Here is a 23615-nt window from a genome sequence, read left to right as displayed (position 1 = left end):
AGCGTTTGTGCGGTATCGTTTTCGCTGACCTCATCGAAGTCGCCACCGCCAGCGCAAATATCCTACTTTCGCGCGCGAAAGTCACTTCACCGCTCCTGAAACGTCGCCCGCCTCTGAGTCAAAACAATAAAGTGGGTCGGAACACAATAGGGTTGGTCGGGATTGGAGCGTCGGTCACTACCACTTAGGCTCCGGGGACCTGAACCTCTCCGCCAGCGAGGGGCGAACAATAAAGTTGGTAGCACTGCCTATTTGTTGTTTGACTACCTCAAGTAGCTACAAAAACCATTGTCATTACGACATGGGGATGTCACTATTTGAGAAGTCTTCTTGAGTGATCAATCTTCCGAAAGGAACTTTATGCCCAGATTTCTTCAGACCCCAATCATCGTCGCGATCGCAATGTTTCCGCTAACGGCTATTGCAGACTGCAAAGACCTTATCTCGATGTCAAAGACGGTCAGTTCGTCTACGCAGTCTCGTAGCTCGTTTGAATCAAGTGCTGCTACATTTTGCAGCGAATATAAAAAGGGGACCACTATCACAAAATCCGCAAATTACGGCATTAGCTACAAGCTAATCGCGGCTTCAATGGGCACCTCCAAAGCGAGCGAAGAAGAAGTCGCGAGTAAGGTTTGCAGTGCCAATGCCGGCGAGAGTTCCAGGGCAGATGCATATCAGCAGTACGTCGAAACAATTTCCGATAATGCCTACAAAGCGTACGAAGCGTGCGAAAAACTACAGGTCGCGAAAATCGATATTTCGGTTAGGAGCATTCTAAACGACGAGGTTACGATCTCGGTTGGCAACTCATCTACCAAGGCGGCGCCAGCAACCTTTCAATTCATAACGTCGGCAGGTGCCACCTGTCAATGGCAGACGGCTGGTGTCGCTCCGACCAATCCAACTTCTGTTCCGCCCGGAACAACGGTCTTTTTGAAATGCAGCCGTTCCAATATTGGAAAACAGGAATCGATAACGATTGGTGACACGAGTGACGGAGCCGGCGCTAAGCTAACAATTCCTTGGCAGGCGGTCACGCCACAAGGGATCGGAATTGATCTTGTAGGACAACTTATGAAACGGGTAGAGGAAGCGATATCTGTTTCGAAGGAAACCGCGAACTCGCTTAGTAACGGTGTGGTCGCATTTTCGGCAACAGCGTGCCCGGATGGGTGGTCCGCCTACACCCCTGCATTTGGCCGTTTCATACGTGGAATCGATCAGAGCAACAGCGCAATCGATCCGTCCGGTTTACGAACTTTGGGTTCTATCCAAAACGATTCTGTTGGTAAGCATGCTCATCCGATAACTCTACCGGGACGAGCTGGGAATAAAGCATTTGTAAATAAGCCCCCAGGTTGGGGATATGATGACTGGCAAGGTGCCGCAAGCACTGCACAGACGGAAACATCAGGCGATGACGAAACTCGTCCAAAAAACGTTGCACTCCTATATTGTAAAAAGGGATAGTGGCCGCACTCTCACTGGAGATGACCGCCAAACCTCATGCCATCAAGAGGGGCATTATTCGATCTGTTTGCAGCGAGATACGGCGCGACAGCTCGAACCGATCCGACGATTTACCTCTGTAGTCCGGTTTGAGGCAAACGCGGTCTACCGACCAACGTTATTGTCGGCAGCGCGATCCCGTTGCATCACGGACTACTCCGACCAACTTTGTTCGTCTAGCGGGACTCAGCAAAATCAACGGCTTGCGTAGTGCGGTTCCGACCGACTTTATTGCTCCAAATCGCCTCACAGCGTTACATGGCCGGTTTCCCTATTACGCTGGTACACCGGCCATGATCAATCAGCAGAAGGACTCGACCTTCATGCTGCCCGCCGTAATCGTGAATTTCATCGTTGTCACCTGTGGATCGGCGGCGGCAGCAATAACGATGTTCGCGTCGAGATGCTCCCCGAAATCGTCGCCGCCAAACCTCGCATGCGCCGTATCGTAATAGTCCTTGTCCTTGGATGGGTCGCAGCCCTTAAAGTAAAAGATACAATTGTTCTTCTCGCCGACGCTCGCGCCAACATAAGCGCCGTGATCCTTCGCGATGAAAATTTGTTTGATCGAATGCTCGGTGACGAAGGCTGCGAATTTGTCGATGTCGGCGCGGTTCAAAATGAGGCTTGGCATAGGAATGTCCTTGTGTGGGTGGGGGACGTTAGGCGATGAACTCGCGCAGCGTGGATAGGTTTTCGTTGACGACGTCAACGCACATCGCGCCGCAGATCGGGTGGTCGGTGCCGAATCCGATCCTGTCCAGTTCAAGCACTAACTGGGCGACCGTGCCCGGGAGGGTGGCGTGCTCGCACTTGACCGGCACGTCTGCCAGCGCCTCGCGCAGCTTGGCCCGCTCGTATTTGCCCGTGGCCGTGCCCGCGTCATCCATTCCCTGCTCGAAAAATGCGATGGTCAGTTCTAGCAGCTTCGCTTGGCAAAGTCCCGCGTCCGGGTCCATGCCCGCTTCATCGGTACTGAGGATTTGCTGACCAAACCAGACGCCGAAGGTTTCCGAAATTTCGTAGTCGGCCACGCCCGGAAAGGCTCCCGCCGATTGATGGCCTGCCGCGATCAGGGCGCACGTGTACGGGACGTAGCTCGTGAGCCTGTCGATCAATTCGTAGCACCCGTTGTCCCAGTGATCAAGGACGCGGTCGAAGAAGCCGCTTCCTGTGCCTTCGCACAGGCCGAGGGACATAAAGGATGCGGTAACAAAGATGGTTTTCATGGATAGATCTCCAGCGGTAATGGTGTAGGTAGGATTGGCGCGCCCGCCGCCTCGCGGCAGGCGCGCGAGTGGTTTAATCGAGCGCTGCGCGGATTGTGCCCGCCTCCGGGTGCTGGAAAATGAAGTCGGCAAGCTTGTGGTATTCCTCGCCGAACGCTTCGCCATTCGGCCCGAACGAGAGATTGCTGTACGCGAACGCGCTCACGATGATTCCGGCCGTATTCGCGTCCACGTCGCACTCAAAACCGTTCGGCGAAACCATGTGAAACTGCTTGTCGTCCTTGAGGGCGACGTAGAAACCGCCGTTCGACAGCTTGAAGAAGTTCCACCATCCGCCGTGGTACGTTTCATCGAACAGGTGCATCGCATTGAAAAATGCGTGTTCCAAGCGAACGGTCTTGATGATGCTTGGTCCGGCAATATCGGTGAGACATTTCATCCGCTCGTCCTCGTCGTCGATAGCTACGGCGACAATCCACAAGTCCCGCGATTGCGGCACCGACCCGGTATTGGTTGCGTGTTCCATATATTCCCCTTTGGCAAGTTCAGTGGTGGAGGCTCGGAAATCGATCCTCTCGCTCGAACTCTCTCGCTCCCGCCTGGGCGGGCGGGGGGTGGGGAAAGCCCTGCCCTCACGGGCAGGGTGGGGATGGGTGGGGTTCAAGGCAGCGAGGTGACGGGCCGCTGTATCTAGCCCGTTCCGTCGTTTATCCCCAAGCAAGCCCCCCTCACTTCCCAGGGGGGCTGAAGTGGGGATTGAGGAACGGGTGTCCGCGGCCGTGCTGCCCACGTGTAGTTAGGCGCCAGGTGCGCCGGGTTCACAGCGCAAGCGGCGGCTCAAGGGCAGTGCCAGCGGTTTTTGCTGGCACTGCCCTTGACGGCACCTGGTGACTCCGGGACGGGCCGCGGCCGGCTTCACAGCGCAAGCGGCGGCTCAAGGGGCGTGCCAGCGGGGGTTCGCTGGCGCGACGCTTGAAAGCGGGTCGTTCTCATTTCAAGATCGTTGAGGGTCACGAGCCGTCAATGTGGCTCAACGATCAGACCATGCGAGTGTCGGTGTGGGCGGATCCGTAGTGCTGGCTTTTCCACGTGCCGCCGACTGCCAGCGCTCGGATCGCCGCAATGTCGGTCGTGCTGTAGCTGCGTTCGACCGAAAAAGCCTTCACTCATTTGGCGCGTTCCGGAATTGTAAAAATCATTGCTCCAGTAAGTGGGAAACTTTTTTTTTGGCCTTAGCTTCATGATATGCGCCTGTCATATTTGGACTTTCGCGTACGAAAGTTCGGTGGATGGGAGCCTAGACCTTGGGCGTGCCATCCACGTGTCGTTGTTCGCCAGATGCGTCAAGTTAGAGCTAACGCGCGCGTCGTTGCCTTGGCAGCGATTGTTGCTGGCACTGCCTTGGATTTTCCCTCCCTTGCCAGGTCTCGCCTCCGCTGTCGCCGAAACGGCGAGGCATGACCGCAACCTGGTGCCGCCCGCCACCGCCGGTGAGCCAAGGCCGAAGCGTCGCAAGGCGGCGCGATCGGCCGGCACGGCGAGGAGTAACCGAAACCCGGTGGCGCCGCCAGCTGCTGCCGGCGAGCCAAGGCCGAAGCGTCGCAAGGCGGCGCGATCGGCCGGAACGGCGAGGAGTAACCGAAACCCGGTGGCGCCGCCAGCTGCGCCGGCGAGCCAAGGCCGAAGCGCCGCGCGGCGGCGCGATCGGCCGGCACGGCGAGGAGTAATGACCCGGGAGTGAGTGGTTTTCTACGCGCGCAGCGCGCAGGCAGAAGCGCTTCGGCGCTTCCTGTTCGGGTTTTTCCCGAGCGCGACGCGCGCTGGAGCGCAGCGGAAGGCCGCCGGGCCGAGCCCGCAGGGCCGAGACCCGGTTTCATGGGGCTCGGTTCACGAGAGGCCGGGGTTTCGGCCCAGATGTTGGTTTTCTGCCTCAAGGGCCTCGCGGCCACTGACCGCGCGGCAGCACCCACCTGTTGAACCAGTCCCATTCGATGGTGCCGTAGCGCGGCGGGGGCAAGTCCCGCAGCCGCCCCGGGATATTCAGCAGCCCCGAATGGGCGCCATGACCGAGTCGATTGGCGCTGGCGCCGCATGCAGCGCAGCAGTTTGTTTGGCGCTCGACTAGCGCCATGCGCGGATGGTCGCCTGCGCGTTCGATCAAGCGGGCCAACACCGGCTCGAGCCAGTGCGTGCGGCGCGTGGTCATCCCCTGGTGCCAATTGAACACGGGGAAACTGGACTCGCCAGCCAATGCCACCTCGAGCGTGTAAGCGGTCCCGACGTCCCGGCCGCAGTTCAGGCACTTGCCCCGGAAAAGCATTCTGACCGAAATGTCACAGGCGGCGTCAGGGCTGGCCGCCGTCAGCGGCGCCCATTTGAGGCCGCCGTCGAGCGCCTTTCCGACGAACTCGGTCAGGTTGGAAAGGCCCCAAGTCTGCGACCACTCATTTTCCCAGTCCTGCGGGTGGCGCAGCGACACCAGCCACGCTGCCTCCTCGCGGCTGGTCAGATTGAAAATCGGCAGCGCGCGTTGAACCGGGAATGGCTTTTTCGTTTTGACGAACCAAAGTCCTCGTACGCCGCTGTCCTTGTAGCGGGCCTGGCGCTCGCCCATCGTGGTCCAGTCAAGATTCGACAGTTGGACCTCGAAGGCGACCGCAGTGTTTCGCCGGCGCGCAAGAACGTCCGCCTTCCAGACCAGCGTCCCGTCGGCGCCACGTTCTTCGGCCTCGACCTCAGCCTCCCATCCCGCCTGCGTGACCGCTGCAGCAATGCGCGCCTTCAGCGCCAAGTGGTCCTGACTTTCGCCGCTGCTGCCCTGGCACCCAGGGGCGGTGCTGAGATGGTAGAAGTGCGCGATCTTGCCGGCCGGTGTCCGGATCTGCACCGGCGCCCCGCAGCATTTCGCGGTGAACAGCTTTTCCTTCCGATTGCGGCTCTTGAGGTTCTCCAGCGTCAGCTGGTCCATTCCGATCAGGGATATTGGCCCATCCGGTGATTTTGCGCTGAGAGGCATGAAACACGTCCACGATGTATAGGGTGACTTTCGTGCGCGAAAGTCGCTTTCGCGGTGGTGCCAGCATAGGTCGGTAACAATGCCGTCCCGGAGGCCCCGAGACAAGTATAGCGATTTTGGCGCAGGCGGCGGCCCCGGCCTTCACCGGGGTCCGGCACCTCCCCCTATCGAAGCAGACTGACTAGGGCGATGATGAACATCATCATCAGCACGCAAGCCGGCAGCGGGTGCTTGGCGACAGCCGACAGCACTGCGGGAAAATTCTTGATCGCCCTGGCGATCCAGGCAAACTTGGACATACCTTCGATCCTTTCAAGATCAACTGCGGTCGGGTCTGTTGCCCTTCCTGATGCCCAACTATATGCGCGCGCGGCGCCTCTCACATTGGTGCTTACCCTGATCAGAAACGCGCGTCCCTGCCCGCCCCTTGGCCGATGCCATCCTCATGGAAGAGCGCTTTATAAGCGGTCCGTCAATCCGATTGCGTTAAAGTGAATCGTAACGTATCATTCGTAACATAACATTGTTACGAAACGGAAGGAGTATAAATGCCGCGCGCCGCCTCCATTACGCAAGACCACGTCAACGCCATCGCCAACCAGCTCAAGGCCAAGAGCATCAAGCCGACGGTGCGGCTGATCATCGCTGAGCACGGCAGCGGCAGCCAGGGCACGGTTCACCCAATGCTGAAAAACTGGGAGAGCGGCAATCAGCCGGCGAAGGAAGGCGTGACGTTGTCTCCGGTATTGGTGCGCATGCTGCAGGAGCATTTCACCCAGGAGGTGGCGCGCGCCACCTCCGAAGTGCAGGTGCAGCTGGCCAACAGCGAGGAAGCGGCGGCCGATCTGGCCCGCGAGAATCAGGCGCAGGCTGAACTGATCGAGCAACGCGAGGACGAAGTCGTTAAGCTGACCGACGGCGCGGCTTCGCTGCAGGGCCGCTTTGACCAGCTCGAACGCGAGCTGACGGCCGTCCAGGAGGAAGCGTCGCGCCTGCGGGGCGACGCCGAACGCGCACACACGGAGCTGGCCAAGGCACAGCTGAGGCTCGAAGCGATGCCGCGCCTCGAGACGGACCTGGTAGCGGCGCGCGCAGAATGCGACAGCGAACGCCAGACCCGCATCGCGGCCGAGCGGGCGGCCGCCGTGGGCGCGGCGCATAAGGACAGCCTGGACGCGCGCGTGGCCGAGGACAAAGCCAGGATCGAGGCGCTGGAAGCGCAACTGGAGGCCGGCGCCGAGCGTGAGCGGCGCCAGGCGGCCGACTTGACTACGACCCGGGTGGCGGTGGAGGCAGGAACTGCGCGACTGGAGCTTGCCGAGCGCACCATCGCGTCGCTCAAGAGCGATCTGACCCAGGCGCGCGCGAGCGAACGCGCGGCCGTGGAGGAAGCGGCCGAACTTAGGGGGGCTGCCTCGGGCGAGTGAGGGATGGCGCCGGCATCGTGGACATGCGGCGCTATCCGGCGGCTGTGGCCGCCGGTCTTTTTAAAAACCCGCCTTCACGGCGGGTCTCGTCAGATTTGGCCGTGTTCGGCAAACGAATGGGTGCGCGTTCCAGCGACAATGATGTGGTCGAGCACGCGAATATCGACCAGCGCGAGCGCCTGGACCAGCGAGCGCGTGAGCAGCAGGTCCGCTTCGCTCGGTTCGGGGACGCCGGACGGGTGGTTATGCACGAGCACAGAACGTGCCGCATTCACGCGTAAGCCTGACTTGACGATTTCGCGCGGGTACACGGAGCAATGCGTCAACGTGCCGTAAAAGAGAATTTCATGCTCGATCAGGCGATTTTTCACGTCCAGCCACAGGATCGAAAACACTTCCTGTTCGTGCCGGCCGAAGCGGCAAATCAGGTAAGTCTTGATGGCATTGGGCGAATCGGCGGCGACGTCCAACGTCTTGATCCTGCGCGCCAGGATCGACAGGGCTTCGGCGATCACTGCGTCTTCCTGTTCCAGTTTCGTGGCGAGGACCTGCTTTTTTGTTGCTGCGGACACTGACATATAAAGCCTTTCGAGGGTTAGGAGGCTCGGAAATCGATCCTCTCGCTCGAACTCTCTCGCTCCCGCCTGCGCGGGCGGGGGGTGGGGAAAGCCCTGCCCTCACGGGCAGGGTGGGGATGGGTGGGGTTCAAGGCAGCGAGGTAACGGGCCGCTGTATCTAGCCCGTTCCGTCGTTTATCCCCAAGCAAGCCCCCCTCACTTCCCAGGGGGGGCTGAAGTGGGGATTGAGGAACGGGTGTCCGCGGCCGTGCTGCCCACGTGTAGTTAGGCGCCAGGTGCGCCGGGTTCACAGCGCAAGCGGCGGCTCAAGGGCAGTGCCAGCGGTTTTTGCTGGCACTGCCCTTGACGGCACCTGGTGACTCCGGGACGGGCCGCGGCCGGCTTCACAGCGCAAGCGGCGGCTCAAGGGGCGTGCCAGCGGGGGTTCGCTGGCGCGACGTTTGAAAGCGGGACGTTCCCACTTCAGGGTCGTTGAGGCGCGCGAGCCGCCAATGCGCCTCGATGATCAGACCATACGGGTGACGGTATGGGCGCATCCGTAGTGCTGGCTCTTCCACGTGTCGCCGACCGCCAGCGCCCCGATCGCCGCGATGTCGTCCGTGCTGTAGCTGCGCTCGACCGAGAAATAGCGTGCACTCACACGGCGCGTTCCGGGATTGTAAAAATCATTGCTCCAATAAGCGCGAAATTTTTTGGGCTTGAGCTTCATGTATGTGCCTGTCGTGTTTGGACATTCGCGCGCGAAAGTCCGGATTGATTGCTGAACCCTAATGGCCCGGCAAATTTAGGATCTATTCAAACAACGTGGTCTGTCGCGCATCCACGAAGCGCGCCCTCGTCGGCCTGCGTTTTCCTGATGGCTCCGCAGGTGCATCGCGCTCCAGCACGGGCAACTGGACGTTCGGCGTTTCGCCGCTGCCGGGCGCGTGAGTGGCCGCACGCCGTATTGCCAGCCTACCGCGCCATCCACCCAGCACATGCGCCGCCGTGTACCACTGGGCGTCCGTGTCCTTGGGCCACAGCGAATTGCCGTGAATAACCACGGCCGGGACGTGCAGCAGCGTCAGCTGGATATAAGACATGTGTACGGCGGTTTCGTCCAGGTCCTGCGCCGTGACGTGCAGGCAGCGCTGGTAGTTCAGGCCCTTGGTCCGGACGCAGTCCGCCAGGGCTATGACCATCGCCCCCGCTCCGCAAGCAGGTTCGTTCGCCGTAAAATAGCCGTGCTCTTCCACCAGAGCGGCCACGTCCGCGCAACCCAGTTCGGCCATCAAATAAGCCACTTCGTACGGCGTGAAATACTGCCCTTTCCAGTGGTCGCCCAACTCCAGCGCCATGAACAGCTGCCCGAGGCAATCGTGTAGCCCACCCTCGAGCGACTGGACGATGTGGCCCAGCATCTGGGGAAAGCGATCGACCTCGGATCGCTCGTAGCGGCCAATGAGATTCATGTAGCGCGCCTCGCGCTTTTCGGCTTGCGCGAGGTCGACCGCATTGCTGAGCGAGATCGCCGCCATTTCGCAGAAGTCGCGGAAGACTTCATGCTTGCGATGGCGCCGCGCGTTCGCTTCGATCAATTTGACGAAGGCTTTTTGGTGCTCGTCCAAACCACTGATGGGGCGTTTGCTCATGTTGTTCGAGAAGTAGACGGAGAACCAGGAATTGATCCTCTCGCTCGAACTCTCTCGCTCCCGCCTGGGCGGGCGGGGGGTGGGAAAGCCCTGCCCTCACGGGCAGGGTGGGGATGGGTGGGGTCCAAGGCAGCGAGGTAACGGGCCGCTGTATCTAGCCCGTTCCGTCGTTTATCCCCAAGCAAGCCCCCTCACTTCCCAGGGGGCTGAAGTGGGGATTGAGGAACGGGTGTCCGCGGCCCGTGCTGCCCACGTGTAGTTAGGCGCCAGGTGCGCCGGGTTCACAGCGCAAGCGGCGGCTCAAGGGCCGTGCCAGCGGTTTTTGCTGGCACTGCCCTTGACGGCACCTGGTGACTCCGGGACGGGCCGCGGCCGGCTTCACAGCGCAAGCGGCGGCTCAAGGGGCGTGCCAGCGGGGGTTCGCTGGCGCGACGCTTGAAAGCGGGACGGCTTCACTTGGGAGCAATCCATCCTTAGTGCTCTGCCTGCCGTTTAGGCAACCGGTACCCTCCCCTATGGGAAAACCCAACTTCGATCTAATTATCCACACCTTAACGCACAGAAATTGTGGATAAGACAGATTAGATCGCTCAACAACTTTCGCGCGCGAAAGTCGTGGCGCTGTCCCGCACTCATCGACCGCAAGTGATCGATCGACATTAGAATGACAGTATTGTTATGCAACTATCGAAAAAGAATGCGTAGTGAAAAGAACCGACGACCTACAGGCCGTGAACGGCGCCCCGTTCCTCAGTCGCGACGATGCCGAAAGCCGGCTATGCAACGCCATAGCCGCGCTGGGCCGGCTCGCCGGCATTGAGGTCGACCAGGGAGAAGGACCCGAGGACATTGACTCCGTGCTGATCGACGCGGCGTATCAGTGCAACTTCGCCGATCCCCACTTCCTCGGCGGGCCATGCGCCTTCAATTACGTAGAAACCGCCGACGACGTCGACAAGCTCGCGATGAAAGCCGCTCCAGTCATACGCGGGCTTCTCGGCTACATTCGCAAGTGTGACTTTTTGAATTAAATGCGACATTCTCTAAATTACAGACGGAACTAACGGAAAGCGAACCAAACATGAATACGCCGTTGCATAACATGGTCGGCCAGGACGATGACGATGAAAATCCGTTGACTGTCGGTGAGCAGGTCGAAGACATCAAGAGGTCGATATCATCATTTGAGAGGTATCTAGAAGAGGCGCTGACATATGCTGCATCACCGGATGCTGCGGAGGATGCGCAGCAGTGTGTGGACGAGCTGCGTGAGCTAATTGGGCTTCATGAGGCCCATCTTAAGGAACTTGAGGAAACGCACGTGAGCGGTGCCGAGTAATCGAAGTTTGAGGCAGTCGCGTCTATTTCCACTCTCCTGGGGAGAGTCGCAGCTATTAGACGCAAAACTGTCGCATCTATTTCCGATTACGCGAGATCTCGCCGGGCGTAGAGTGATAGGCAGTCGCATCAATTTCGAAAAGTGACACCAGCCATTCGGGGCGCCGCACTATGGTTTCTCGGCTGCTGGCTCAAGGCCACAGCGTTGACACGCTTCAACTTCTGTTGGGTCACTCTGAGCTTAACCACGTTAAGCCATATTTGGACGTTTCGCGAGAAAAGCTGATCGAGGCGTTTGCTACGGTGATATGATACTCAATGGGTACGTATGGAAATAGGATAATGGTTAAAATCATGACACAGCAGGAGTTCCTGCGAGATGCAAAGTTGAAACTTGGTTTGACCTGGCCCCAGTTCGCAAAGCGCATTGGGGCACCGGAGACAACCGTGAAGAAGTGGGCCCTGCCCGACGATGCCGAGGGCAACGCCCGCGAGATGCCGTCAACTATGTGGGTTCTAGTGCGCGAAATCCTTGAGCACGAATCGCTTAAAGCCAAGTACGAACGACTGATAAAAAAAACTGAGAAAACCGCTTGACGTACCCGTTGGGTACTATAGAATGTAAAGCATGGGGCAGCGCATTGGGCGCGGCGGACTGAGGAAAAGGGAAATCGTGATGATCGAGAAATCCAACGTTCGGTTTTTCCCAGTGCAGATGACGACCGACCGCGTACCACCGCAGCACCTGATGCAACCCTGCGATTTCGGACTGCTGAATGCGATTTACAGCCTCGAAGCGCAGCTCGGATCAGTCGAAGCCTACAACCGCCTGTGCGATGCCGCGCATGGCCTGAAGGCCAAGATCGATGCAGGCCACGCCTGCACACAGAACCCCGTGTAACCAATCACATCAAAGAAAAGGAAATTCATGCCAAACGCTATCGACCATGAACCTTGTCCCCGGTGTGGAAAACAACCAGTGGCGACAAAGGGTAAGACATACTGGACCGCCAGGTGCGAAGAAAGTAAGCATGTCATGCATCCGGTCGCGGCCACGCCAATGCGGACCAAGGTGGCGGCGCTGGAAGCGTGGGATGAGGATGTTAAGTACGACCGAATCGGATAGGAAAATCGCATACCTGCGAACGTGAAAGGACAACATGGGAAACGATAGACAAATCGGCCGCTTCTTGATGCGTCAAGCGCACTTTGAGCAAGTGCGTGAGCATCTACGAACCGCCCTCGATATTGCCGTTACGGACGATGTGCTCGAAGCTTTTCTGCTGGCGAATGGCCCAATTCTCGGAATGATTGTTGGGTATGATGAGGTTGAAACAGAAGCGCGTTATATGATTTGGAATGCCGCTGATCTTTACTTCGACAAGAGGCAGTTGTCCTAGCAATAAACTCAAGGAAAATGGTTTCGCGGAGGCGAAACCGTATAAATCGTTTATATGAGGAAAACCCGCGCCCTCCGGTGCCCGACAGTTGGCCGGTCGCCAACACTAGAGATCGAAGAGGTTAACTATGTCTAACGCTACACTGCTGTTGCTCGCTATGACTTTTCCTGTCGGTGTCACCACTGGCTTCTTTCTTCAAGTTTTACTTGGAAAACATTCTGTTGGTTGTGGTGCCGCATTGGCCTCGTTCACTACAATGTTAGGAATAGTCATGGCATTTCATTGGATAAGCGATATTAGGCCGATATCAGCGGTGTCAATTGTCGCTATCTGGTTCTTGCTCAGTGTTTATGCGACGGTAATTGGTGCCTGGGTCGCAACGGTTCTTGCGCCGAAATGCCATGATTCTGAAACCCCATGAAATCCTAAAGCAGCTCGGCTTTGATGTGCCGGAGGCTGGCGTCGGAATCAATTTCAATGACGCCTATCTGACGCGTTCGGCCCTCGCTCTGGTCGGGGGCACCATGGACGTAAGTCGGATCACTACCAGCGACCTTTCAAGCCTCAACGTCGGACTTTCCGGGGTGGCCCCGTCTCGCGACTTACCTGCGCCGCGAGACGATGACGAATCGCTCGAAAGACTCAAGCTCACCGTCGCGTTGGTAGCGCGTCGTGTCCTTAAACCTTGTGTCTGATACACCGGAAAACGACGATGATAGAAGATTTCGCATGCTGGCTAGAGCAGCTCGGACCTGGCGACCAGGTTGGCGTATACGAGCGACGTGGCACGGCATTTTTGCACGCGAAGACCGTTGAGCGCCGTACCCCGTCTGGTCGCATTGTGTGCGTGGGCGGGAGCGCCTTCAACGCCGATGCCTACCATCACGTGGCGCGCAGTTCACCATATGCCGACCGCCGTATCATGCCCCTGCCCAACAACGACTAAACCGGAAAATCCGGCGCTTCGGCGCCCGCCACCTGGACGGCATCCGGGGCGACGAAAAGATTGGTGAGACGCCTGTATACGAAAAACTATGATGGTATAGTGTTTTCATGCTATACATCCATATAATTTACTATACCTAGGAAATCCGAAAAATGAATCCAGTGAATAATCCGTTTGCTCCAGGCGCAGGCAGCCGACCACCCGAGCTGGCTGGTCGGCAGGCAATTATCGACGATGCGCGCGTTGCCATCGAGCGAGCGTTGCTGGGTAAGCCCAGCCGATCCCAGATGTTTTTAGGACTTCGTGGAGTAGGCAAAACCGTCTTGCTTAATGCTGTCGAGACGATGGCAGACGAGCATGGCCATCTCACCTCAATGATCGAAGCGCCTGAGAACAAGCCGCTGGGCGAATTACTTCTTCCGCGCGTGCATCAAGTGCTCCGCAAACTGTCTATGACGGAAGCTGCGAAGGCTAAAGCATATGACGGCTTGCGCGCGTTACGGTCCTTCGCTTCTGCGTTTAAGTTCGACGTCGCTGGTGTGGGGATTGCTGTTGAGCCTGAGGCAGGTGTCGCCGACAGCGGCGACCTGCAAAATGACCTTCCAGAGCTGTTCATTCGCATTGGGGAAGCGGCGAAGGCTGCCGGCAAAGCGTGGACACTGCTGATCGATGAGGTGCAGTACCTGAAGCAGGAAGACCTCGCAGCGCTCATCGTGTCACTGCACAAGATCAGTCAACGCGAACTGCCTATTCTGTTCTTTGGTGCCGGCCTGCCTCAGGTGGCGGCACTGGCCGGGGAAGCAAAGTCATATGCAGAAAGACTGTTTCACTACCCGGACGTTGGCGCGTTGGCTGAGGCTGACGCGAAGGCGGCCATCCGCCAACCCGTGAACGATGAGGGAGCGGTCATCGAGGAAGAAGCGTTGACCGAGATTTTTCTGAAGACGAGGGGATACCCTTACTTTCTTCAAGAGTGGGGGCACCAGTCGTGGAACATCGCAGTTGGTGACACGATTACCCTAAACGATGCCAGGCAGGCCGAGACCAAGACCCTCAAGAGGCTTGACGAGGGCTTCTTCAAGGTCCGCTTGGATCGATTGACCGGCAAGGAGCGCGAGTATGTCGTGGCAATGGCCCAATTGGGAAGCGGGCCCTATCGCTCCGCAGATGTCGCGGAGGCGTTGCACGAGACGGTGCAAAGTCTTGGCCCGCGCCGAGCACAGATCATCAGTAAAGGCATGATCTACAGCCCATCCCACGGTGACATCGCATTTACGGTTCCGATGTTCGACGATTATCTAATTCGTAACCGCGGCAATCTCGGCTGAACAGCGGAAAATGGCAGCATGGGGAACAATACTGGCTACGCTGAATGCCCGCACTGCGGGGCTGAATACCGGCTCTTCACGATTTTCAATCGCGACATGATGGCCCTTTGCAAAATTTGGCGTCGACGTCATGAACGCGCCTGCGCGAAGCGCACGCCAGCGCAGCGCCGGAAATGGGCCGCGAAGTATGTTGGTTTGGACTCGTCCGAGAGCAGCATTGTTGTGGACCTTGACCACCCTGGGTTCTCGCTGGGAACCATGCAACGTAGTCCGGTCGAAATTGTCGTGGACTTGCCAAGTCCGATGGGTGGAAGTGGCGCGATCCGCGCCGGGGAACTTGGTCATGTGGTTTGGGATGAACCTGGCGGAGACCTGATCGTTGAGTTCGACCGCGAGGTTCCAAACGAAGGACTGCTACCGAACAAGCGTCAGGCGTGGGTGCCTCGTTCGATGGTGGCAATTTCAAAATCGTAGATGAGAAAATGACCTGGCGCTGCGGCGCCCCGATCCGGCCGGCGCCGGCGTAACGGAAGCGGTCCAGGCCGCGAGGAAAAAAGACCAGTAATGACCAAGACGAAGACCGCACCGGCTACCAATTACGACTACACCGGCAAGGACCGCGTAGAACGACAGCGCAAGGCGCTCGCGGACGCTGGTGGTGCCCGTGTGGAGGCGCACCTTGACGCAGGCGAGCTCGCCCGCCTGGATGCCTTGATCGAGGCCGGTGTCGCGCCGTCGCGCCGAGCCGCCATCAAGTACCTGGTGCAGCAGCTTCCGCCGCCTGATGAAGATAAGATTTGACACCGTAGCCGGCTACGGTATAATGTGAAACATAGGCAGTGCGTTTGCGTAGCCAGGCACAAAGGAAAAGTATGACGAAGATTACGCAGCGACAAATGCGTCAAGGGATCGCAGTGGATGGTGGCCTTACCTCAATTCCTTCGGTAACGAGTCTATATCGCGCCGGTTACTTCCGGACAGAAGAAGCTGCCCTGGGCGCCTTCAAGTTGGCTTGCCGGCAGGGCTTGGACGGGATGGGAAAGAGTACTGCCGAATGGATGGGAATGTCGGATGCCGAATACGACCGATGGATGCGGGACTCGACGCTGCCGCCCATGAAAATGCAACCGAGGTAAGTGCCCTGGTGCTGCGGCGCCCCGATCCGGCCGGCGCCGGCGTGACGAAAGCGGCCAGGCCGCGAGGGAAAAACGATGAACAGCACAGTAACGAAAGTGGTTCTAGCAGTCGACCTGAACGTGGAGAACCGCGCCGTGTACGAGGCAATCCAGCTCACTCCCACCGAAGCGGTGTCGCTGCTTCAGCCGGCCACAAAACCAGCGCAACAATAGACCTGAAAAATATAGGAGAAGATATGGTGTTACGTAATTCGTTGCGTACCATTTTGAATGGAAAGGCAACTAATCGGGAAGTCATTGTAGGACTTTTGGAGTGGTGCTGTGCCGTATTCACTCTGTGCCTGCTTATCGGATTATTATGGGATGGAGCAAGCATAAATGCTTTCCTTATAGGCTACGCTGGTGCGGTGTGCACCGCACTGATCCTTATCGTTTTACGTAAGCAAACGACAGGACGCGATATCGTTAATGATAAACGCTGAAAAGGATGCCACGTTTGCTCCAGACAGCAAATAATAATGAGGAAAACGTTTATGCGGAGGTGAAACTGTATAGATCGTTTATATCGGAAAATGACCTGGCGCTGCGGCGCCCCGATCCGGCCGGAAGCCCGCGTACCAAAGTGAGGAAGATATGAAATTGACAAAACAGGATGTCATTAATCGGCTGCGCCCGATTTTCCAGCGAGCAGTACAAGACCGTTCAGGTGTGTCTTACCTATTTTCAGACGAAGAATCCAAGGTGTTCTCCGAAGCAGACCTGGAGGCGCTTAAAACAGAAACAGGTTATCCGGCTCCTGCTGTGAAATTTGGGCATTGAGGTGCGTGGAACGGACAACATGGTCGACTTTACGCAACTGACCCCGGAGCAGATCGTTTCTTACGTCGCTAAGCATTCCCATGTCTTCGCCAGTACCTTCGATGAGGGTTTCCCTGACAATATCGCGAGGACTGTTTCGGGTCCGCTGTGGGCCGCAATTCGTCGACGCGAGGGTTTCGCCATCGTTTTCAAAGGTATGAACCCGTTGGTTGGTGGCGACGGGAAAAATGCTGACTTGATGTTCCTACATGTCCTCCCGGAGTAGGGGTTTGAGGTGCAGTGGAACGTAAAACACGGTTAAGCCATTTCGCGCAACGGCCGGCAGGATGAACATGAGCATGCTTGGGGCGGTTTTTGAATTCGAACGCGACCTATGATTAAGCGCACCAAGGCCAGTATCGTACGCTTACGCGCCGAAGGGACGGCTTTGTGCGTTGGTCACTCAGGTGCCCAATGAACGACTACGTTTGGAATAGTCGTCTCAAGAAAACTTTTCAACGACGTCAAGAAATATTCATACATGATAATACCCTCGTTAACGGTAGGCAAAGATTTAGCTATTTCCCCTTCTTCTCCCTCTAGGGCTGTTTGGATTTCAATATAGGCCTCAGTGTTTGGAGGCCCCCAATTCACAAGCTCCGATAACGCTCTCTTCTTTCGAAATTCTTTCATAAGATCTGGACTAGACGAAGACGAGCTTGATGAAGAGGAAGATCCGTACAAATTGGGCTGTGCCGGTGTTGCAGATGCCGAGCTTGATGAGGAGGCAGATTCGTCCGATTTGGGCTGAGCCGGTTTTGAAGATGCTGAGCTTGATGAGGAGGCATGCCCGTCTGAGTTCTGTTGTGCAGGAACTGCAGATGCTGAGCTTGATGATGAAGTAGCTGTCGATGAGGTGCCCGCAATTTTCTCTTCCTTACGGGAAGACGGGTGGCAGCTTCGATGAATACCGTGTGTTGCCACGTTCAATTTAGTAGCGTTTTTTGCGCGACTCTTGCTACGAACTGTTAGGTGCGGGTTGGTTAAAGTTACTCTTATCGTATTCGCCCCTTCGGCAATCGCCATATCCATCGCTAAATGGCAACAGAAGCCATCCAGAGTTTCTAAATTGAAGTAGTCGGTATAGACCATAGTGTCATACCGCTTAGCATTTATGGCTTTGCCCGTTTGGAAGGTGAATTTTACTTTTTTTGAATAAATATCCTTGGTAAAGAAACTCTGGTTTGGTAATAATCTAAAGTCATATGCCATTCTCACTCCCCCATAAAATTTATTGTTGGGATCTTCATTTTGAAGAAACGACGCGATGTGCAAGGTTGCGGTTACGTAGGGTAAATTTACCTACATATATTTACAATAGCAATGTACGAAATTGATCGTTTTCGTACGGACGGATTTTTACTGTACGAAAAATAGCTACTGAGAATATCGGACATGCCTTACAATGAGTACTCCCATTTCGTACTAATTTGGCCGCCAAATGTCCCGAACTTTCATTTATGCAAGAGTGAGTACCGTTGATCAGAACACAGACAACCAGATCCATGAAATCGAGTCAGCTGGTTTCGCCGTAGACAAACGCCGGATCGTTCGCGAAAGCATCAGCGGTAGCGTTGGTGCCGCTAAGCGCCCGCAGTTTGCTCGCTTGCTTGACCGTCTTGAGCCTAGCGATGTGCTCATTGTCACCAAGCTTGACCGACTCGGCCGTAACGCCATGGACGTGCGGGGAACCGTCGAGCAGCTGGCAGGCGATTGTGTCCGGGTGCATTGCTTAGCGCTTGGCGGCGTCGATCTGACCAGCCCTGCCGGCAAAATGACCATGAGCGTGCTAAGTGCAGTTGCTGAGTTTGAACGTGATTTGCTGATAGAGCGAACCCAGGCCGGTCTCGCACGTGCACGAGCGGAAGGAAAGACACTTGGACGTCGGCCAGCGCTTACGACGGCGCAGCAAGCCGATGCAATGGTCCGCCTCGTGGCTGGCGAGTCGGTGGCCAAGGTGGCGCGTGACTACGGTACGACGCGCCAGTCCATCATGCGAGTACGGGCAAGGCACACTTTGATCGATGCAGCCGACTCCTGACATTCGAGCAATCGCCTTTTGAAGAACGACAATTTGGGCCATGCACCAAGGCAAATCATAATGCGCTGATTGCCGCCATACAGGAAAAAGATGCCAGTCAGCTTTCTTTCGAACGCGCAGCGCGAGAGCTTTGGCCGCTACGCCGGTTCTCCATCACCCCATGACCTCGCCCGGTACTTTCATCTGGACGACACCGACCATGCGCTAATCGCTGAGAAGCGCGGCGCGCACAATCGGCTTGGCTTCGCCATCCAACTGGGCACAGTGCGCTACCTGGGCGCGTTTTTGGAAGATCCGCTGGCCGTGCCCCAGCCCGTGTTGCGGACGCTGGCCAAGCAGCTGCGCATCGAGGCGCTGGACAAAGCAAGCGCCTACAGCACCGGTCGACAACGCTGGCAGCATGCGATGGAAATTCGCGCGCGATATGGCTACGTCGAATTCACGGAACCCTTGATCGCCTTTCGCCTTACCCGGTGGCTGTACGCGCTTTGCTGGACCGGCACCGACCGGCCGAGCGTGCTGTTCGAGCGCGCCACGACGTGGCTCGTGACGCACAAGGTACTGCTGCCAGGATGCACGACGCTCGAACGGTACGTTGCGCGCCTGCGCAGCCGCGTTGAAGAGCGCTTGTGGCGCTCGCTTGGGAGCGGGATCAGCCTGGACCAGCAAACGCGCCTGGAGGGCCTTCTGGTCTCATCTGGCGGCAGCCGGAATTCGCCGCTCGACCGACTGCGCACCGGGCCTGTGGTGGCCAGCAGCCGGTCAATGAATCTGGCGCTGATGCGGCTGCAAGCCGTCCGCGAGCTTGGCATCCGGTTGCCCGCCGCCACGCGCATCCCGGCCACACGGGTGGCCGCTCTGGCCCGGTTCGCCGGCGCCGCCAAGGCCAGCGCGATCCTGCGCCTGCCGGTACTGCGCCGCCTGGCCACCCTGGTAGCGTTCGTGCACTGCCTCGAAGCGTCGGCCCAAGATGACGCGCTGGAAGTGCTGGAAGTCATCCTCCGGGAGCTATTTGGCGACGCCGTGAAGGCCGATAAAAAGTCGCGCCTGCGCTCGCTCAAAGACCTGGACGAAGCTGCGGCCACCCTAGCCAACGCCTGTCAAATGCTGCTGGACGATACCGTGCCGGATGTCGAACTGCGCACACAGTTGTTCGCGCGGATTTCGCCTGAAGCGCTCGCGCTGGCCCTCGTCGGCGTCAACAAACTGATTCGGCCAACCGACAACGTGTATTACCAGGAACTGGACGCCAAGTACAAGACCGTGCGCCGCTTCTTACCTGCGCTGGCCGAGCACATTCACTTTGGCGCGAACGCCGCTGGCGAGCCGTTCATCGCCGCCTTCGCTTGGCTTCGCGCGAACATGACGGCGAAGAGACCCGGCAACGATGCGCCGCGCGAAATCATCAGCAAGCCCTGGCAACGTCATGTGCTGCGCGAGGATGACGCCATCGACTTCCACGCTTACACTTTCTGCGTTTTGTCCGAATTGCGTACCGCGCTGCGCCGGCGCGACGTGTTCGTGGCCCCGAGTTGGCGGTACGCCGATCCGCGCGTCGGCCTGCTCGACAGCGCTGAATGGGAATCAACGCGCCCGATCATTTGCCGCACGCTGGGCCTGTCGGCAGTGCCGGGGCCGATATTGACGGCCCTTGCCAGTGAACTGGACCGCGCCTACCAGGCTGTCTCCGCCAGGTTGCCCGACAATCCGGCCGTGCGGTTCGAGAAGGTGGGCGACAAACAAGAGCTGGTGCTCAGCCCGCTCGACAAGATGGACGAGCCGGCGTCATTGATCGCGTTACGCGCCAAGGTCACAGGCATGCTGCCGCGCGTCGATCTGCCGGAACTGATCCTGGAGATTGCCGCCCGTACTCGCTTTACGGATGCCTTCACCCACATATCGGAGCGCACCGCGCGCGTGGCCGATCTGCAGGTAAGCATTTGCGCGGTCTTGATGGCCGAGGCCTGCAACACGGGGCCGGAGCCGCTGAGTCGCGGCGATGTGCCGGCGCTCAAGCGGGACAGGTTGTCATGGGTGGACCAGAACTATCTGCGCGACGACACCATCACTGCGGCGAACACCATGCTGGTCGCCGCGCAGAGCCGTTCGACGCTGGCCAGCATGTGGGGCGGCGGCGAGGTCGCGTCGGCTGACGGGATGCGCTTCGTGGTGCCGGTGCGCTCGGTGCATTCCGGGCCGAATCCGAAATACTTCGGCGTCGGGCGCGGCGTGACCTGGTACAACCTGATATCGAACCAGTTCTCCGGACTAAACGACATCACGGTGCCGGGCACGCTGCGCGACAGCCTGGTCCTGCTAGCCGTCGTCCTGGAACAGCAGACTGACCTTCAGCCGACTCAGATCATGACGGACACGGGCGCGTACAGCGACGTGGTTTTCGGCCTGTTCCGCCTGCTTGGATACCGATTCAGTCCGCGCCTGGCCGATGTCGGCGGCACGCGTTTCTGGCGAATCGATACCAAAGCCGACTACGGACTGCTCAATTCTGTATCCGGACACAATATCAGCCTACAGAAGATCGAGCCGCATTGGGACGACATGCTGCGCCTCGCCGGCTCGCTCAAGCTCGGCAGGGTTTCTGCCGCCGGCATCATGCGCACGCTCCAGGTCGGCGAGCGCCCGACGAGGCTGGCCCAAGCCATCGCCGAGTTCGGCCGCATCGACAAGACGCTGCACACGCTGACCTACATCGATGACGAAGCCAAGCGCCGGAGCACGCTGACTCAGCTCAACCGTGGCGAGGCGAGGCACAGCGTCGCCCGCGCCGTCTTCCACGGCAAGCGAGGCGAGTTGCGGCAGCACTACCGCGAGGGGCAGGAAGACCAGCTGGGTGCGCTCGGCCTGGTGCTCAACATGATCGTGCTGTGGAACACCAGCTACATGGAGGCCGCATTAAACCAACTGCGGGCGGATGGCTTCGAGGTAAAAGATGAGGACATGGCCAGGCTGTCGCCGCTGCTGCATGAGCACATCAACATGCTGGGCCGGTATTCGTTTTCGGTGCCGGATTCGGTGGCCAAGGGCAAGTTACGGCCGTTGCGTAACCCAGCGAGCGATGAATAGTCCCACGAACCTGGCTTAACCGTGTTTTACGTTCCACTGCACCTCAGACCCCATAGACTGCCAGCGGATGCTGCGCTGGCGCCACTTCGGCGATGCGCTCGATCACGATCGCGGGACGCGGTGCGGGTGGTTCCGGCGCCGCTGCCTGCGGCCGCGCGGCAGCGATGTCGCCTCGCCATGGCTGCGCCAGTGCCTGCAGGTGTGCCACTTCATTTGCCATCCGTTGGGCCGGTTTCTCCTGCGTCGTGCCATGCACCCGCTCGTTTGCCACCTCACGCAGCCAGCGTGTTACCTCAACGTTGGCAGTGACGACATCGAGCTGCAAACCGCTCTGGCCCAGCCGGCTTGCCAGCGGCACGTAAAACGACCTGCGCAGGTAGCCGTTGAAGCGCTCGACCTTGCCCTTGGTCTGGGCGCGGTATGGCTGGCACAGCTTGATCCGGAAGCCGCTGTGCTTGGCAAAGTCGAGGAAGCCAGCGTGGTAGCGGTGCTGGCCATCGCCGTACACGTCGCGCTCGATGACGACCGTCTTCATGTTGTCATACAGCACCTTGCGCGGCACGCCGCCGAACGCGGCGAAGGCACGCTCATGGCAGCCGATCAGCGTGGCCACTTTCATGTCGCTGACGAACTCGACATAGCTGGCACGGCTATAGCCCATCGTGGCGCAGAACGCATACAGCGGCGCGCTGCCTTTGCGGAACTCGACCCAATCGACCTGCAACTGCTCGCCCATCGCCGTCTCGAAGCGCACTTCAGGCTCAACCGGCAGCGTCGGCCGCAGCGAACGCATGAAGGCGCGCAGCTGGCTCAGGCCGCCCTGGTAACCGCGCTCGGCGATCTCACGGTGCAACACGCTCGCCGGTATCCAGTTCGGCTGCGCCGCCGTCTGCCGCTCCCGCAGATAGGCCTCGTATGGCGCCAGCTTGCTTGGCCTTTTTACCTTGCGTTCGTATTTCGGCACCGACGTCAAAGCCAAGTGTCGCCGCACAGTGTTTACCGCACAGCCCACCTCGGCGGCGATCCGCCGCAGACTCAACCCATGCTTGCTCAATAATTGAATTTCCACATACACCTCGTTAGGTTTCAAGGCCGCTCCGAAAAGCAGCCATCATCTCAAAAACGGTGTATCAGTTTTCAATCGCTGCTGTGTATCAGTTTACAACCGCTGCTGACAGTAGGCGCCCATCAGATCGCGGATCATGTCCAGCTTGGCAACGCGCTCCACCAATCTTTTATCGAGCACGGCCAAATGGGTTCCGTTCAGATCAAAGAGACGCAGGCGCTCGGGTATCGGATAGTCCTCGTCGGACACCACTGCGGGAATGTGCGGTAGGCCACGTTTTTTGAAGAGGGCGACGCGGTTTTTGCCCTCGTGCGCCAGCACGATGCCAAGCGATGGAATGTGGAAGTACCGCGCACATTCCACCGTCGTGTGACCAGAATCAGATGCTTCGAACGCGGCAAGGGCGGTTTCGATGACCCGACTTTGTTCATTTTCATCGATGCTTTCAGGGGTCCATCTCCAACTGTCTCCGACGACTGCCGCGGTCGGCACTAGGGCCTTGTACCTAAGTGGCTGATCGGTTGCGGTTTGCTGCGTTCTCTCATACCAGTAAAACGGAAGAACCTCTTGTGCAAAACCGAACGGATCCAAACTTCGATATCCATGCCATTCAGGAAATATCTGACCCACAATCAATCCACCGATATAGGATTCGCCAAGCGAATCGAGCATGCTCTTTACGGCTACCAAGTCATTAGCAGCGCGGGTAATTTCCGGCGAGCATGAAACGTTTAGGACATCGTTTACAGAAGAACTGATGCGGGACATGTCATGCCTCCATAGCGTATAAAGTATGATAAGAATACCAATTTTTCCCGACTAAATGCGTCGTCGGAAATTTGTTTGTCGCCAATGACCGTGCAGATTGTACTTTCGCGCGCGAAAGTACAATCTTTGAAGATGAAGTAGTCAGAGGGTGGGCGCGACTGAAAAGCGCACCCAGTCATCCGGCGCTGTCGGCGCTAGGCGCTGCAGGTCGTCCTCCCCAACCTTCCGATAAGGCCGGCACGACGAAAGCCCTGAAA

The 23615-nt window shown here is 58.2% G+C and carries 29 protein-coding genes; 18 read left to right on the top strand and 11 right to left on the bottom strand.

Annotated features, from left to right (window positions below; translation table 11 throughout):
- Nucleotides 1–330 precede the first annotated feature (330 nt).
- Nucleotides 331–1473 carry a hypothetical protein gene (locus tag F2P46_RS25845; protein ID WP_166895672.1) on the top strand — a complete coding sequence of 381 codons (1143 nt, stop codon included), beginning with the start codon at nucleotides 331–333 and terminating at the stop codon, nucleotides 1471–1473.
- A 340-nt stretch (nucleotides 1474–1813) separates the two neighbouring features.
- Here the strand turns inward: F2P46_RS25845 and F2P46_RS25840 are convergent, their stop codons facing one another.
- The 5 genes from F2P46_RS25840 to F2P46_RS38320 form a co-directional block, all read right to left on the bottom strand.
- A complete protein-coding gene (locus tag F2P46_RS25840) occupies nucleotides 1814–2146 on the bottom strand; it encodes a DUF3085 domain-containing protein (protein WP_166895670.1) in 333 nt (110 codons plus the stop codon).
- Nucleotides 2147–2174: 28 nt separating this feature from the next.
- Nucleotides 2175–2741 carry a hypothetical protein gene (locus F2P46_RS25835; protein ID WP_166895668.1) on the bottom strand — a complete coding sequence of 189 codons (567 nt, stop codon included), beginning with the start codon at nucleotides 2739–2741 and terminating at the stop codon, nucleotides 2175–2177.
- 73 nt (nucleotides 2742–2814) lie between these two features.
- Nucleotides 2815–3267 carry an antirestriction protein gene (locus F2P46_RS25830; RefSeq protein WP_166895666.1) on the bottom strand — a complete coding sequence of 151 codons (453 nt, stop codon included), beginning with the start codon at nucleotides 3265–3267 and terminating at the stop codon, nucleotides 2815–2817.
- 1404 nt (nucleotides 3268–4671) lie between these two features.
- The gene (locus F2P46_RS25825) at nucleotides 4672–5709 is read right to left on the bottom strand and encodes a competence protein CoiA family protein (protein ID WP_166895664.1); all 1038 of its coding nucleotides are present in this window, start codon (nucleotides 5707–5709) and stop codon (nucleotides 4672–4674) included.
- Between the two features lie 212 nt (nucleotides 5710–5921).
- Nucleotides 5922–6056 (bottom strand): hypothetical protein, encoded by a 135-nt coding sequence (locus tag F2P46_RS38320; RefSeq protein ID WP_267875889.1) that lies wholly within the window; start codon nucleotides 6054–6056, stop codon nucleotides 5922–5924.
- 249 nt (nucleotides 6057–6305) lie between these two features.
- Between F2P46_RS38320 and F2P46_RS25820 the strand changes: the two genes are divergently transcribed.
- Entirely contained in the window at nucleotides 6306–7184 is an 879-nt protein-coding gene (locus F2P46_RS25820; RefSeq protein ID WP_166895662.1) for a DNA-binding protein, read from the top strand.
- An 89-nt stretch (nucleotides 7185–7273) separates the two neighbouring features.
- On the opposite strand, the gene radC is transcribed toward F2P46_RS25820, so the two are convergent.
- The 3 genes from radC to F2P46_RS25805 all read right to left on the bottom strand — a co-directional run bounded on the left by radC (nucleotide 7274) and on the right by F2P46_RS25805 (nucleotide 9393).
- The gene (gene radC / locus F2P46_RS25815; RefSeq protein ID WP_166895660.1) at nucleotides 7274–7762 is read right to left on the bottom strand and encodes a DNA repair protein RadC; all 489 of its coding nucleotides are present in this window, start codon (nucleotides 7760–7762) and stop codon (nucleotides 7274–7276) included.
- A gap of 505 nt (nucleotides 7763–8267) precedes the next feature.
- Nucleotides 8268–8471, bottom strand: coding sequence for a hypothetical protein (locus F2P46_RS25810; protein WP_166895658.1), 204 nt, complete (start codon nucleotides 8469–8471; stop codon nucleotides 8268–8270).
- A gap of 82 nt (nucleotides 8472–8553) precedes the next feature.
- Nucleotides 8554–9393: an N-6 DNA methylase gene (locus F2P46_RS25805; RefSeq protein WP_166895655.1), complete on the bottom strand. Its 840-nt coding sequence runs from the start codon at nucleotides 9391–9393 to the stop codon at nucleotides 8554–8556.
- Between the two features lie 704 nt (nucleotides 9394–10097).
- Here F2P46_RS25805 and F2P46_RS25800 point away from each other — a divergent pair.
- The 14 genes from F2P46_RS25800 (at nucleotide 10098) to F2P46_RS25735 (ending at nucleotide 16625) form a co-directional block, all read left to right on the top strand.
- The gene (locus F2P46_RS25800) at nucleotides 10098–10424 is read left to right on the top strand and encodes a hypothetical protein (protein WP_166895645.1); all 327 of its coding nucleotides are present in this window, start codon (nucleotides 10098–10100) and stop codon (nucleotides 10422–10424) included.
- Nucleotides 10425–10474: 50 nt separating this feature from the next.
- Nucleotides 10475–10732: a hypothetical protein gene (locus F2P46_RS25795; protein WP_166895643.1), complete on the top strand. Its 258-nt coding sequence runs from the start codon at nucleotides 10475–10477 to the stop codon at nucleotides 10730–10732.
- 131 nt (nucleotides 10733–10863) lie between these two features.
- Nucleotides 10864–11043, top strand: coding sequence for a tyrosine-type recombinase/integrase (locus F2P46_RS25790; RefSeq protein WP_368737959.1), 180 nt, complete (start codon nucleotides 10864–10866; stop codon nucleotides 11041–11043).
- Nucleotides 11044–11073: 30 nt separating this feature from the next.
- A complete protein-coding gene (locus F2P46_RS25785; RefSeq protein WP_166895639.1) occupies nucleotides 11074–11328 on the top strand; it encodes a hypothetical protein in 255 nt (84 codons plus the stop codon).
- A gap of 79 nt (nucleotides 11329–11407) precedes the next feature.
- Nucleotides 11408–11632 carry a hypothetical protein gene (locus tag F2P46_RS25780; protein WP_166895637.1) on the top strand — a complete coding sequence of 75 codons (225 nt, stop codon included), beginning with the start codon at nucleotides 11408–11410 and terminating at the stop codon, nucleotides 11630–11632.
- A gap of 259 nt (nucleotides 11633–11891) precedes the next feature.
- Nucleotides 11892–12131 carry a hypothetical protein gene (locus F2P46_RS25775; protein ID WP_166895635.1) on the top strand — a complete coding sequence of 80 codons (240 nt, stop codon included), beginning with the start codon at nucleotides 11892–11894 and terminating at the stop codon, nucleotides 12129–12131.
- Nucleotides 12132–12258: 127 nt separating this feature from the next.
- A complete protein-coding gene (locus F2P46_RS25770; protein WP_166895633.1) occupies nucleotides 12259–12552 on the top strand; it encodes a hypothetical protein in 294 nt (97 codons plus the stop codon).
- On the top strand, nucleotides 12533–12826 hold the full coding sequence (locus F2P46_RS25765; RefSeq protein ID WP_166895631.1) for a hypothetical protein: 294 nt from the start codon (nucleotides 12533–12535) through the stop codon (nucleotides 12824–12826). Before F2P46_RS25770 ends, F2P46_RS25765 begins: the two co-directional genes overlap by 20 nt.
- 403 nt (nucleotides 12827–13229) lie before the next feature.
- On the top strand, nucleotides 13230–14405 hold the full coding sequence (locus tag F2P46_RS25760) for an ATP-binding protein (protein WP_166895629.1): 1176 nt from the start codon (nucleotides 13230–13232) through the stop codon (nucleotides 14403–14405).
- Between the two features lie 18 nt (nucleotides 14406–14423).
- Complete coding sequence (locus F2P46_RS37115; protein ID WP_208296774.1) at nucleotides 14424–14879, top strand: hypothetical protein; 456 nt, start codon at nucleotides 14424–14426, stop codon at nucleotides 14877–14879.
- A 90-nt stretch (nucleotides 14880–14969) separates the two neighbouring features.
- On the top strand, nucleotides 14970–15206 hold the full coding sequence (locus F2P46_RS25750; RefSeq protein WP_166895627.1) for a hypothetical protein: 237 nt from the start codon (nucleotides 14970–14972) through the stop codon (nucleotides 15204–15206).
- Between the two features lie 286 nt (nucleotides 15207–15492).
- Nucleotides 15493–16023, top strand: a complete 531-nt coding sequence (locus F2P46_RS25745; protein WP_166895625.1) for a hypothetical protein — start codon at nucleotides 15493–15495, stop codon at nucleotides 16021–16023.
- A gap of 151 nt (nucleotides 16024–16174) precedes the next feature.
- Nucleotides 16175–16360 (top strand): hypothetical protein, encoded by a 186-nt coding sequence (locus F2P46_RS25740; RefSeq protein WP_166895623.1) that lies wholly within the window; start codon nucleotides 16175–16177, stop codon nucleotides 16358–16360.
- Nucleotides 16361–16379: 19 nt separating this feature from the next.
- A complete protein-coding gene (locus F2P46_RS25735; protein WP_166895621.1) occupies nucleotides 16380–16625 on the top strand; it encodes a hypothetical protein in 246 nt (81 codons plus the stop codon).
- Nucleotides 16626–16798: 173 nt separating this feature from the next.
- On the opposite strand, the gene F2P46_RS25730 is transcribed toward F2P46_RS25735, so the two are convergent.
- Complete coding sequence (locus F2P46_RS25730) at nucleotides 16799–17611, bottom strand: hypothetical protein (protein ID WP_166895619.1); 813 nt, start codon at nucleotides 17609–17611, stop codon at nucleotides 16799–16801.
- 229 nt (nucleotides 17612–17840) lie between these two features.
- Here F2P46_RS25730 and F2P46_RS25725 point away from each other — a divergent pair, with 229 nt between their 5' ends.
- Complete coding sequence (locus F2P46_RS25725; RefSeq protein ID WP_166895617.1) at nucleotides 17841–18440, top strand: recombinase family protein; 600 nt, start codon at nucleotides 17841–17843, stop codon at nucleotides 18438–18440.
- Between the two features lie 90 nt (nucleotides 18441–18530).
- The gene (locus F2P46_RS25720) at nucleotides 18531–21524 is read left to right on the top strand and encodes a Tn3 family transposase (protein WP_166895616.1); all 2994 of its coding nucleotides are present in this window, start codon (nucleotides 18531–18533) and stop codon (nucleotides 21522–21524) included.
- A gap of 43 nt (nucleotides 21525–21567) precedes the next feature.
- Here F2P46_RS25720 and istA read toward each other — a convergent pair whose 3' ends face one another.
- A complete protein-coding gene (gene istA / locus F2P46_RS25715) occupies nucleotides 21568–22614 on the bottom strand; it encodes an IS21 family transposase (protein ID WP_166895615.1) in 1047 nt (348 codons plus the stop codon).
- 69 nt (nucleotides 22615–22683) lie between these two features.
- Nucleotides 22684–23358 carry a hypothetical protein gene (locus F2P46_RS25710; RefSeq protein WP_166895614.1) on the bottom strand — a complete coding sequence of 225 codons (675 nt, stop codon included), beginning with the start codon at nucleotides 23356–23358 and terminating at the stop codon, nucleotides 22684–22686.
- Nucleotides 23359–23615: the final 257 nt, after the last annotated feature.

It is taken from the genome of Massilia sp. CCM 8734, from assembly GCF_011682155.1.
Lineage (GTDB): Bacteria > Pseudomonadota > Gammaproteobacteria > Burkholderiales > Burkholderiaceae_D > Telluria_A > Telluria_A rubra.
This window is presented reverse-complemented; position numbering and strand designations above follow the sequence as displayed.

Bases quoted from the DNA above. Each gene is read 5' to 3' on its own strand.
- radC (WP_166895660.1), bottom strand. From the start codon at position 7,762: ATGTCAGTGTCCGCAGCAACAAAAAAGCAGGTCCTCGCCACGAAACTG.
- F2P46_RS25805 (WP_166895655.1), bottom strand. From the start codon at position 9,393: ATGAGCAAACGCCCCATCAGTGGTTTGGACGAGCACCAAAAAGCCTTC.
- F2P46_RS37115 (WP_208296774.1), top strand. From the start codon at position 14,424: ATGGGGAACAATACTGGCTACGCTGAATGCCCGCACTGCGGGGCTGAA.
- F2P46_RS25720 (WP_166895616.1), top strand. From the start codon at position 18,531: ATGCCAGTCAGCTTTCTTTCGAACGCGCAGCGCGAGAGCTTTGGCCGC.
- F2P46_RS25770 (WP_166895633.1), top strand. From the start codon at position 12,259: ATGTCTAACGCTACACTGCTGTTGCTCGCTATGACTTTTCCTGTCGGT.
- F2P46_RS25735 (WP_166895621.1), top strand. From the start codon at position 16,380: ATGGTCGACTTTACGCAACTGACCCCGGAGCAGATCGTTTCTTACGTC.
- F2P46_RS38320 (WP_267875889.1), bottom strand. From the start codon at position 6,056: ATGTCCAAGTTTGCCTGGATCGCCAGGGCGATCAAGAATTTTCCCGCA.
- F2P46_RS25725 (WP_166895617.1), top strand. From the start codon at position 17,841: ATGTCCCGAACTTTCATTTATGCAAGAGTGAGTACCGTTGATCAGAAC.
- F2P46_RS25765 (WP_166895631.1), top strand. From the start codon at position 12,533: ATGATTCTGAAACCCCATGAAATCCTAAAGCAGCTCGGCTTTGATGTG.
- F2P46_RS25835 (WP_166895668.1), bottom strand. From the start codon at position 2,741: ATGAAAACCATCTTTGTTACCGCATCCTTTATGTCCCTCGGCCTGTGC.
- F2P46_RS25840 (WP_166895670.1), bottom strand. From the start codon at position 2,146: ATGCCAAGCCTCATTTTGAACCGCGCCGACATCGACAAATTCGCAGCC.
- F2P46_RS25775 (WP_166895635.1), top strand. From the start codon at position 11,892: ATGGGAAACGATAGACAAATCGGCCGCTTCTTGATGCGTCAAGCGCAC.
- F2P46_RS25750 (WP_166895627.1), top strand. From the start codon at position 14,970: ATGACCAAGACGAAGACCGCACCGGCTACCAATTACGACTACACCGGC.
- F2P46_RS25730 (WP_166895619.1), bottom strand. From the start codon at position 17,611: ATGGCATATGACTTTAGATTATTACCAAACCAGAGTTTCTTTACCAAG.
- F2P46_RS25795 (WP_166895643.1), top strand. From the start codon at position 10,475: ATGAATACGCCGTTGCATAACATGGTCGGCCAGGACGATGACGATGAA.
- F2P46_RS25780 (WP_166895637.1), top strand. From the start codon at position 11,408: ATGATCGAGAAATCCAACGTTCGGTTTTTCCCAGTGCAGATGACGACC.
- F2P46_RS25820 (WP_166895662.1), top strand. From the start codon at position 6,306: ATGCCGCGCGCCGCCTCCATTACGCAAGACCACGTCAACGCCATCGCC.
- F2P46_RS25710 (WP_166895614.1), bottom strand. From the start codon at position 23,358: ATGTCCCGCATCAGTTCTTCTGTAAACGATGTCCTAAACGTTTCATGC.
- F2P46_RS25740 (WP_166895623.1), top strand. From the start codon at position 16,175: ATGAAATTGACAAAACAGGATGTCATTAATCGGCTGCGCCCGATTTTC.
- F2P46_RS25760 (WP_166895629.1), top strand. From the start codon at position 13,230: ATGAATCCAGTGAATAATCCGTTTGCTCCAGGCGCAGGCAGCCGACCA.
- F2P46_RS25825 (WP_166895664.1), bottom strand. From the start codon at position 5,709: ATGGACCAGCTGACGCTGGAGAACCTCAAGAGCCGCAATCGGAAGGAA.
- F2P46_RS25745 (WP_166895625.1), top strand. From the start codon at position 15,493: ATGGATGCGGGACTCGACGCTGCCGCCCATGAAAATGCAACCGAGGTA.
- F2P46_RS25830 (WP_166895666.1), bottom strand. From the start codon at position 3,267: ATGGAACACGCAACCAATACCGGGTCGGTGCCGCAATCGCGGGACTTG.
- F2P46_RS25785 (WP_166895639.1), top strand. From the start codon at position 11,074: ATGGTTAAAATCATGACACAGCAGGAGTTCCTGCGAGATGCAAAGTTG.
- F2P46_RS25810 (WP_166895658.1), bottom strand. From the start codon at position 8,471: ATGAAGCTCAAGCCCAAAAAATTTCGCGCTTATTGGAGCAATGATTTT.